Annotated in this window: 8 protein-coding genes; 1 reads left to right on the top strand and 7 read right to left on the bottom strand. The window is 70.1% G+C overall.

The window, feature by feature from the left end; all coding sequences use genetic code 11:
• The 7 genes from FRADC12_RS20370 to FRADC12_RS20340 all read right to left on the bottom strand — a co-directional run.
• Positions 1 to 306: TetR family transcriptional regulator (locus FRADC12_RS20370; protein ID WP_157489154.1), on the bottom strand; the 306-nt coding region annotated here is incomplete at its 3' end.
• Positions 307 to 467: 161 nt separating this feature from the next.
• Entirely contained in the window at positions 468 to 1,667 is a 1,200-nt protein-coding gene (locus FRADC12_RS20365) for a thiolase family protein (RefSeq protein ID WP_045877833.1), read from the bottom strand.
• A gap of 94 nt (positions 1,668 to 1,761) precedes the next feature.
• Positions 1,762 to 2,157: a Zn-ribbon domain-containing OB-fold protein gene (locus FRADC12_RS20360; RefSeq protein WP_045879933.1), complete on the bottom strand. Its 396-nt coding sequence runs from the start codon at positions 2,155 to 2,157 to the stop codon at positions 1,762 to 1,764.
• Positions 2,158 to 2,452: 295 nt separating this feature from the next.
• Complete coding sequence (locus tag FRADC12_RS20355; protein ID WP_045877832.1) at positions 2,453 to 3,937, bottom strand: aldehyde dehydrogenase family protein; 1,485 nt, start codon at positions 3,935 to 3,937, stop codon at positions 2,453 to 2,455.
• Positions 3,938 to 3,987: 50 nt separating this feature from the next.
• On the bottom strand, positions 3,988 to 5,256 hold the full coding sequence (locus FRADC12_RS20350) for an acyl-CoA dehydrogenase family protein (protein WP_045877831.1): 1,269 nt from the start codon (positions 5,254 to 5,256) through the stop codon (positions 3,988 to 3,990).
• Positions 5,253 to 6,392, bottom strand: coding sequence for an acyl-CoA dehydrogenase family protein (locus tag FRADC12_RS20345; protein ID WP_045877830.1), 1,140 nt, complete (start codon positions 6,390 to 6,392; stop codon positions 5,253 to 5,255). The genes FRADC12_RS20350 and FRADC12_RS20345 overlap by 4 nt, the downstream gene beginning before the upstream one ends.
• 172 nt (positions 6,393 to 6,564) lie before the next feature.
• On the bottom strand, positions 6,565 to 7,761 hold the full coding sequence (locus FRADC12_RS20340; RefSeq protein WP_045877829.1) for an amidohydrolase family protein: 1,197 nt from the start codon (positions 7,759 to 7,761) through the stop codon (positions 6,565 to 6,567).
• Positions 7,762 to 7,940: 179 nt separating this feature from the next.
• Here FRADC12_RS20340 and FRADC12_RS20335 point away from each other — a divergent pair, with 179 nt between their 5' ends.
• Entirely contained in the window at positions 7,941 to 9,134 is a 1,194-nt protein-coding gene (locus FRADC12_RS20335) for a cytochrome P450 (RefSeq protein WP_045877828.1), read from the top strand.
• Positions 9,135 to 9,178 lie beyond the last annotated feature (44 nt).

Here is a 9,178-nt window from a genome sequence, read left to right as displayed (position 1 = left end):
CGTCACCAGGCGGACGACCTCGCCCAGGAGATCCGGCAGCTGGCGAGGCGAGGCAAGGAACTGGGCAAGCTCCGCAGCCAGTTGCTCCTGCTCGCCGCGCTCCAGCGCCGCGAGGACGTGTTCCTTCGTCGGGAAGTGGAAGTAGAACGTGCTTCGCGCCACGCCCGCGGCGGCGACAATCGCGCCGATATCCGCGTAGCCCATACCCAAACGCCTGAACTCCGCTATCGCGGCATCGAACACGCGCTGTCGCGTCTCGAGCCGCTGCGCCTCACGCCCGGGCGACTTCTCCGGCACCCGCACCATGGGTAGATATGTACCATTTTCGACTGACGACTGTCAATGACATCTGTCGACGAGCCGGCCCGCAGGCGCCGCCTGGCCGGGCCTCCGGAAGGTCCCGGGCCTGCCGGCCGGGCCGGAGCCCGGCCGGCGGGCGCACTCCGGCCGGCCGTGGGTGCGTGGGGTCAGGCGGCGGCACGCTCGAGGATGTGGACGCCGCAGGCGTTCCCGAGGCCGATCACGTGGGCTAGGCCCACCTTGGCGTTCGGCAGCTGGCGGCCGCCGGCCTCGCCGCGCAGGTGGGTCGCGATCTCCCAGACGTTGGCGATCCCGGTGGCCGCGATCGGGTGGCCCTTCGACTCCAGGCCGCCGGAGACGTTGACGGGCGCCCTGCCGTCGCGCCAGGTCGCCCCCGAGTTGAAGAAGTCGACCGCGCCGCCCTGCTCGCACAGCATCAGGTTGTCGTAGTGCACCAGCTCGGCGGTGGCGAAACAGTCGTGCAGCTCGACGAGGTCGAGCTCGCCCGGGCCGATACCGGCCTGCTCGTAGGCCTGGGCCGCCGCCTGCCGGGTCAGCGTGTTGATGTTCGGCAGGACCTGGCAGGCCTCCTCGTACGGGTCCGTCGTCAGGACCGACGCCGAGATCTTCACCGCGCGCCGCTGCTGCTCCAGCGAGAGCGTCCTCAGCTTCGCGCCGGACACGAGGACGGCCGCCGCCGCGCCATCGCAGTTCGCCGAGCACATCGGCCGCGTGTTCGGGTAGGCGATCATGACATCGTTCATGATCTGGTCGAGAGTGAACCGCTTCTGGTAGGACGCCAGCGGGTTCAGCGTCGAGTGCGCGTGGTTCTTCTCGGAGATCTTCGCGAACAGCTCGAAGGACGTGCCGCCGTACTTGTGCCCGTACTCCAGGCCGATCTGGGCGAACACGCCCGGCATCGTCTCGGTACCGATCCGGCCGTCGATCGGCCCGACGGCGCCGAACCGGCCCGACGGCTGCCACGTCTGGGAGTCGCCACCACGGCTGCCCCCGGTGAGCAGGCCAGCACCGGAGAGCTTCTCGACGCCGACCGCGATGCCGTAGTCGACCTCCCCGGCCTTGATCGCCATGCTGACGACCCGGATCGCGGTAGCGCCGGTCGCGCAGGCGTTCGAAACGTTGTAGACCGGGATCCCGGTCTGGCCGATCTGCTTCTGCAGGCTCTGGCCGGCGACCCGGCCGAGCAGCGAGCCGAACGCCATGACCCCCATCTCGCGCATGGTGACACCGGCATCACCAAGCGCCCCCATCGTCGCCTCGGCCGCGAGGTCGATCACGTCCTTGTCGGGGTGCTTGCCGAACTTGGTCATGCTGATGCCGAGGATCCAGACGTCGTCGCTGGCCATCTCCGCCGCTCCGCTTCTCATGTCGAGTTGAAAGTCTGTGGGGCGCCGCACGCCCCGGCGCCGGGGCGTGGCCGCCCGGGCCGGTGGCCAGGGCTCAGCGCTGTGGCTCGAAGCCGAAGCTGACGGCCTCGGTGCCGGCCTCGTCGGTACCGACCGACTGCAGCGCGAAACGGACCTTCATCCCGACGTGCACCGCCTCGGGCGTCGGCTCGACGTTGATCAGGTTCGCGCGGACGGTGGTACCACCACAGTCGACGGTCGCGGAGACGAACGGGACCGGGATCCCCGGCGCGGCCAGCGAGACGATCGTGAAGGCCCGGACCTCGCCCTCGGTGGCGACGCCGACCTTGCGGAACCCGGTGCCGAAGCAGGCCGCGCAGGCATTGCGGCGGTCGAAGAACCGGGCCCCGCAGCGGGCACACTCGTTCGCGACGAGGTGCGGGCTGTCGCCGAGAACCAGGTACTCGACAAACGGGATCGACTGCGACACGGTCGGCACTCCTACGCGGTACGGCCCCGGGGGGGCGGTCATGGAAGCGAAATGGCGGAACCGCACTCGGCTGAGCTGATCCGGCGGCCCCGGGCCCGGCGGGCGCCTCGGCGAGGCCGGCTCGGCGCCCGGACCCCACCGGGCAACGGACCGGGACGCTCGGCGCGGCGCATGCTGTTGGAGCTGTTCTTCATGGGGCCGGCCACTGCCAGGAAAACCCTCGGACGGCACCATCTCAGCGGCGTCGCAGTGTCATCTCAGCGTCGCCCCGGTGTCGCAGTGCCGCCTCGGCGGCTCAGTATCCCGGGTGCGCGACCGACTTGGTCTCCAGATACTGCCGGAACCCGGCGTGGCCATTCTGACGGCCGATGCCGCTGGCCTTGTAGCCGCCGAAGGGCAGATCGGACCCGTAGGCGGCGGCACCGTTCACGCCGATGCTGCCGGTCCGCACCCGGCGGGCGACCGCCAACGAGTGCTCCACCGAGCCGGAGATCACGTTCCCGGCAAGGCCGTAGACGCTGTCGTTCGCGATGCGGACCGCATCGTCCTCGTCATCGAACGGGATTACGACGAGCACCGGGCCGAAGATCTCCTCCTGGGCGATCGTCATCGCATTGTCGACGTCGACGAACAGGGTGGGGCTGACGTAGAAGCCCTTGTCGCGGCCCGCCGGCGGGCTGGTTCCTCCGACCAGCAGTGTCGCGCCCTCGTCGATGCCCTTCTGGATGTAGCCGACCACCCGCTCGCGCTGCTTGGCCGAAATCACCGGACCGCACAGGGAGCTGATGTCCTGCGGATCACCGGGCACGATGTTCTCGTACATGTTCCTGAGTATCGCGACGCCCTCGGCGTAACGCGATCGAGGCAGCAGCATCCGGGTGGGGATGGCGCAGCCCTGGCCGGCGTGCACGCAGGGGCCGATGCCGCTGCGGCAGGCCACCGCGAGGTCGGCATCCTCCAGCACGATGGTCGCCGACTTGCCGCCGAGCTCCAGGAACAGGCGCTTCATCGTCGCGGCGCCCTTTTCCATGATTCGCTTCCCGACGGCAGTTGAGCCGGTGAAGGAGATCAGGTCCACCTTCGGTGAGAGTGTGAGCTCCTCGCCGACAAGGTGGTCGGACGCTGTCACGAAGTTGACGACGCCAGGCGGGATGTCCGTGCGTTCGAGAATCAGGCGCCCGAGCCGTGTCGCGTTGAACGGCGTGTCCGGTGCCGGCTTCACCACGACCGTGTTCCCGGTGGCCAGGGCCTGGCCGAGCTTGTTCAGCGTCACCTCGAACGGGAAGTTCCAGGGCACGATCGCGCCGACCACCCCGACCGGCTCGTGCCAGACCTGCCGCCAGGCCCGCTGATGGGTAACCTCGACGATCGCGTCGCCGAGGTCGATCTCCCAGGGGAACTCGTCGATCAGCCTCGCCGGGTAGGACAGGGCGTTGGACAGGGGGGCGTCCAGCTGCGGCCCGTGCGTCAGTGACCGCGGACATCCGACCTCGGAGATCAGCTCCTCGCGCAGCTCCTCCCGCTCGGCTTCCAGCGCCGCCTGCAACTGCTCAAGACAGCGCTTGCGGAATGCGCGGTTCATCGACCAGTCGGTGTCGTCGAAGGCCCGGCGGGCAGCATCGATGGCCCGGTGCATATCGGCGCGGGAGGCGTCCGCGACCTCGCCGAGCACCTCCTCCGTGGCTGGGTTGACGTTGGTGAACGTGCCGTTCTCGCCGTCGATGAGCTTGCCGTCGATCAGCATCCGGGCCTCGTGCCGGGTCGTCGCGGTGTCAGCCATCGGCTGCTCCCTCTCGTAGGGCGTGGGGGTGGCCTGAGGCCGGCCTGTGGTCACGAGCCGCGGGATGCGCTGCGGGGCACGTCCCGGAAGGCGACGTCGCGGTCGAGCGTGCGTTCCCGCGGCATGCCGAGCACCCGTTCGGCGACCACGTTGCGGGCCATCTCGGTGGTGCCGCCGCCGATGCATGAGGTCTGGCGCATGAGGTAGGCGAGGCCGGTGTCGGCCGCGGCTCGGTCGTCGTCGGACCAGGCCGCCGCGACGGCACCCGCGATCTCGGACCTGATGGTGGCCGTACGGGCTCGGGCGATGCCGCCGAACAGCCGGCTCACCGCGGCCGACTGATCGGACATCCGGCGGCTCCTCATGCCAGCGCCGACCCGTCGGGACAGTTCCCGGACTGCTACCTCGAGCATCCGTGCCTCGCCGATGAGGTCTCGGGCCAGTGGGTCGTCGAGCCGGCCGACGTCGCGGGCGACCTGCAGCGGGGTGGAGACGGTGCCGCCGCGGGGGGAGCCCGCCGGGTGGGTGACATAGGCCGACTCGAAGATCGTCCGCTCGTGGTACATCCAGCGGGTACACACCGACCAGCCGCCGTCGATGTCGCCGACGCGGTCGCTGTCGGGAACAATGACGTCGGTGAGGTACTCCTGGCAGAAGTCCTTGCCGCCGTTGAGCATCTCGATCTGGCTGACCTCGATGCCCGGCTGGCGGATCGGCAGGAGGAAGACCGTGAGCCCGCGATGCTTCGGTACGTCCCAGTTGGTCCGGGCCAGGCAGAGCGCCCAGTCGGACCACCATGCGCCCGTCGTCCAGATCTTCGAACCGTTGAGCACCCAGTCGTCACCCTGGCGCACGGCGGAGGTGAGCGCGCCGGCGAGGTCCGAGCCACCGGAGGGCTCGGAGAGGAACTGCATCCAGATCTCCTCGCCCTTGAGGATGGCGGGGAGGTGGCGGCGCTTCTGCTCCTCGGTGCCGAAATCCAGCAGCACTGCCGCGCAGGGCGCCATCGTCGGAATCTGGAACCGGGTCGGGCACTCGTAGCCGGCGAGCTCCTCGTTGAAGGCGTGCTGGTGCGCCGGGGTGAGCCCCTGGCCGCCGTACTCGCGGGGGATGCAGATCCCGGCGAACCCGGCGTCGAAGAACTTCCGCTGCAGCTGCCGGTCGTACTCGACGGCGGCGAGCTCCTCGCCCGCCGGGACGCTGCGCAGCCCCATCGCCTTCTCGGCGGAGAACGGCTCGAGGCTGCCCCGGATCCAGGCCCGCGCCCGCAGCCGGAAGCTCTCGATGCCCTCGATCTCCTCGCCGCCGGCGCCGGTCATGCCGCTCCCTCACGCAGTTCGACAAGGCCGGCGATCCGCGCGCGGTGCTCGGCGGGGGTGCCGAGGAGCATCCGGTTCAGCGCGGTGCGCCGGAGGAACAGGTGCAGATCGTGCTCGAAGGTCAGCCCGATCCCGCCGTGCAGCTGCACGCACTCCTGCAGCAGCTCGCCGCCGTAGTGGCCGATGAACGCCTTGGCGATGCTGACGAGCTCCGCCGCGTCGCCGGCCTGGTCCTGGACGGCGGCCGCGGCCGCGTCGCTGAGGGCGTGGGCTGTTTCCAGCCAGACCTTCATGTCGGCGTAGCGGTGTTTGAGGGCCTGGTACGAGGCCAGCGGCCGACCGAAGCTGTAGCGGTCGAAGGCCCAGGCGACAGCGCTGTCAAAGCCGGTCTGCATCGCGCCGACGGCCTCCGCGCACAGGATGGTCAGAGCAAGCTGGAGCTGGCGTTCCACCTGGCTGTCGGCCGCGCCGATCTCGCCGAGGACGGCGTCGGCCGGCAGGCGAACGCCGTCGAAGGTCACGGTGGCGAACCGACGGGTCAGGTCCACGGTGCGCATCGGGGCGATCGACACCCCGGCCGCGTCGGCGGGCACCAGCACCTGAGTCAGCCCGCTGCCGGTCCGGCCGGTCACCAGCAGGTACTTCGCCTGGCCCCCGGCCTCGACGGGACGCTTGACGCCGTTCAGCACAACGTCGCCGCCGTCGGCGCGGATCTCGAGCGCGATGTCCCCGAGCCGGCTGTGCGGCGGCGGCTCGCCGAGGCACCACGTTGCGACCGCCGCGCCGGACAGCAGCTCGCCGATGACGTCTGCGCGGTCCGCGCCGCCGGCCTCGCTCAGCGCCGCGGCGACGACGTTCGCCGGGACAAGCGGCCCCGGCGCGGCGTGCCGGCCGAACTCGTACGCGATCAGCGACAGGTCGACGACGCCCTTCCCGCTGATGCTGCCGCCACCGGCCTCCTCGCTGACCAGCAACGACGTCCAGCCCAGATCGGCGCCGCGCTTCCAGTACTCGCCGTCGTGGCCGGCGGGGTCGTCGCGCAGCCGCCGCACCGCCTCCGCGGGAACCTGCTCCTGGAGGAACTTCGCGGTCGTCTCCCGGAAGAACTCCTGGTCCGGGCTCAACTCCACCAGCATCTGCCTGCTCGCTCCTGTGGTTGGTGGCCGGGCCCAGCCCGGACTAACAGCCGCCGCGCCCTGGGGTCCGCGGGCCTCGGCCGAGGCCCAGCGGCCGGCCCGCGGGACCTCCCGCCCGCGTGCCGGCCGGAACGCGCGTGATCCTCGGGGACGCCCCCGGCGTCCCCGAGGATCAGCGCACGACGCTGTCCGGCACGCGCATCAGGCGCGCCAGGTTGCCACCCATGATCTTGCGGACGACCTCGTCGGAGACGCCGTGGATCTCCTCGACGTAGGACGGCGGGTGGGCGAGGCCCTCGGGGTGCGGGTAGTCGGAGCCGAACAGGACGTTGTCCTCGCCGATCAGCTGCGTGAGCGCCCCCATGTCCTCTTCCCAGAAGGGGCTGATGTGGATCTGGCGCTTGAAGACCGCCACCGGGTCCTCAAGGAAGTCCTGCGGCATCTTCTTGTAGAGATCGGCGAGCTTCTTCAGCAGCGGGGCAGCCCAGGTGCCGCCGTTCTCGATGACGGCGACCCGCAGCGCCGGGAAGCGCGACAGCGCACCGTGGCAGATGAAGGCCGAGACCGCGTCCTCGATCGCGCGTGACTGGTGGAGCATCCGGAAGGCCTGCGGCTGGAACGGCAGCATCTCCTGGTTGTTGCCCATCCACGCGTTGGCATAGAGGTTGTAGCCGGAGTCGGACGCGTGCATGGCGACGAGGACGTCGTGTTCGACGACCCTGGCCCAGAAGGGGTCGAACTCGGGAAAGGCGAACGAGCGGGAGCCGACCGCCGCGGGCACGGGCGCTGGCCGGATGAGGACGACCTTCGCGCCGTTCGCGACGACCCAGTCGAGCTCCTCGATCGCCTTGTCGACGATCGGCAGCGTGATGACCGGGGTGGGGAAGATGCGGTCGGCGTAGTTGAAGGTCCAGGTCTCGAGCATCCACTGGTTGAGCGCATGGACCGCCGCGTGGGTGAGGTTCAGGTCGTCCTTCATGCGTTCCTCGACGAGGCTTGCCAGCGTCGGGAACAGCAGGGTCCGGTCGATGCCCTGCTCGTCCATGAGCTCGAGGCGCGGCGCCGGCTCACGCCAGGCCGGAATAGCGCGGACCGGCTTGCCGAAGATCTCCCGGCGGCTTTTCCCCTCCGGGTTGCCCTTCCGGTAGTAGTCCTCCTGGGCGCCGGGCCGGGCGACGACGTCGAAGGTCGGGTTGGGGATGTACTCCGAGACCTTCCCCCGGACCATGATCTTCGTGCGGCCGCGGACGTCGACGTAGTCGATCGCGCCCTTGTAGCGGTCGGGCAGGAACTTGGTGAGCGCCTCCCTGGTCTCGTACAGGTGATTGTCCGCGTCGAAGATCGGGACGCCCCGCAGATCTGTCGTCATGTCGTCGCTCCGGGTCGTGGAGCCGGCAACGTCGTCGGGTAAGCCACGTGCCGCCTCCTGTGATGCCGCGGTCGCCCCGAAGGCCGGGGCGTGATCGCGTGGTCTTGACGTATATTCGCGCAGCGAGTATGACATGAAACCGAGGAGGGGTCCAGCCCCGCCAGCCCGGAAGGCTCCCGATGACGATCACGAACAGCAACGACGTCTACTACGACCCCTACGACGTCGAGACCGGCGCCGACCCCTTCCCGGTGTTCCGCCGCCTCCGTAATGAAACACCTCTGTATCACAACGAACGGTACGACTTCTACGCCCTCAGCCGCCACGAGGATGTCGAGCGGGCGCTCGCGCGCAACGACATCTACATCTCCGGCCGCGGCGTCGTGCTCGAGCAGATCCGGGCCAACATGCCCATCCCGCCCGGGACAGTGATCTTCGAGGACCCGCCGACGCACGGGATCCACCGCAGCCTGCTGGCCCGGCTCTTCACGCCGAGGAAGATCGCCGCCCTCGAGCCGCAGATCCGCGACTTCACCGTCCGCACCCTCGACCCACTTGTCGGCGCGGGCGGCTTCGACTTCATCAGGGACCTCGCGCTGCAGCTGCCGATGCGGGTGATCGGGATGCTGCTTGGCATCCCGGAGCAGGACCAGGCCAGCGTGCGCGACTCGTATCTGGGCGGCCAGATCGGGCGGCCTCAGGAGTTCGAGGAGGGCCTGCTCGACGGCGCGATGTTCGCCGACTACATCGACTGGCGGGCCGCGCACCCCTCGGACGACCTCATGACCGAGCTCATGACCGCGGAGTTCACCGACGAGCACGGGGTTTCCCGGCGGCTGACCCGCGACGAGGTCCTCGCCTACGTGAACATCCTCGCGGCCGCCGGCAACGAGACCACCGGCCGGCTCATCGGGTGGACCGGCAAGACGCTGGCCGACCACCCCGACCAGCGCCGCGAGCTCGCCCAGGACCCGTCCCTGATCCCGAACGCGATCGAGGAGATCCTTCGCTTCGACCCGCCCGCGCTGCAGACCTGCCGCTACGTCGCGACGGACGTCGAGGTCCACGGGCAGACCGTGCCGGCGGGCAGCGTGATGATGCTGATCCTCGCCTCCGCGAACCGCGACCCGCGCCGCTACCCCGACCCGGACCCGGAGACCTTCGACATCCACCGCTCGATCGGCCAGCACCTCACGTTCGCCCTCGGCGCCCACTACTGCCTCGGAGCGGCGCTCGCGCGGCTCGAGGGCCGGGTCGCCCTCGACGAGGTGCTGCGGCGCTTCCCCGACTGGGAGGTCGACGAGGCGAACGCCCACCTGGTCTCCACGTCGACGTTCCGCGGCTGGTCGCGGCTTCCCGTCCGCACCGCCTGACCGGCCCGGCCACCCCGGCTGCTCCCGCGCGCCGCGCCAGCGGC

This window comes from Pseudofrankia sp. DC12 (genome assembly GCF_000966285.1).
In the GTDB taxonomy this organism is placed as follows: Bacteria; Actinomycetota; Actinomycetes; order Frankiales; family Frankiaceae; genus Pseudofrankia.
This window is presented reverse-complemented; position numbering and strand designations above follow the sequence as displayed.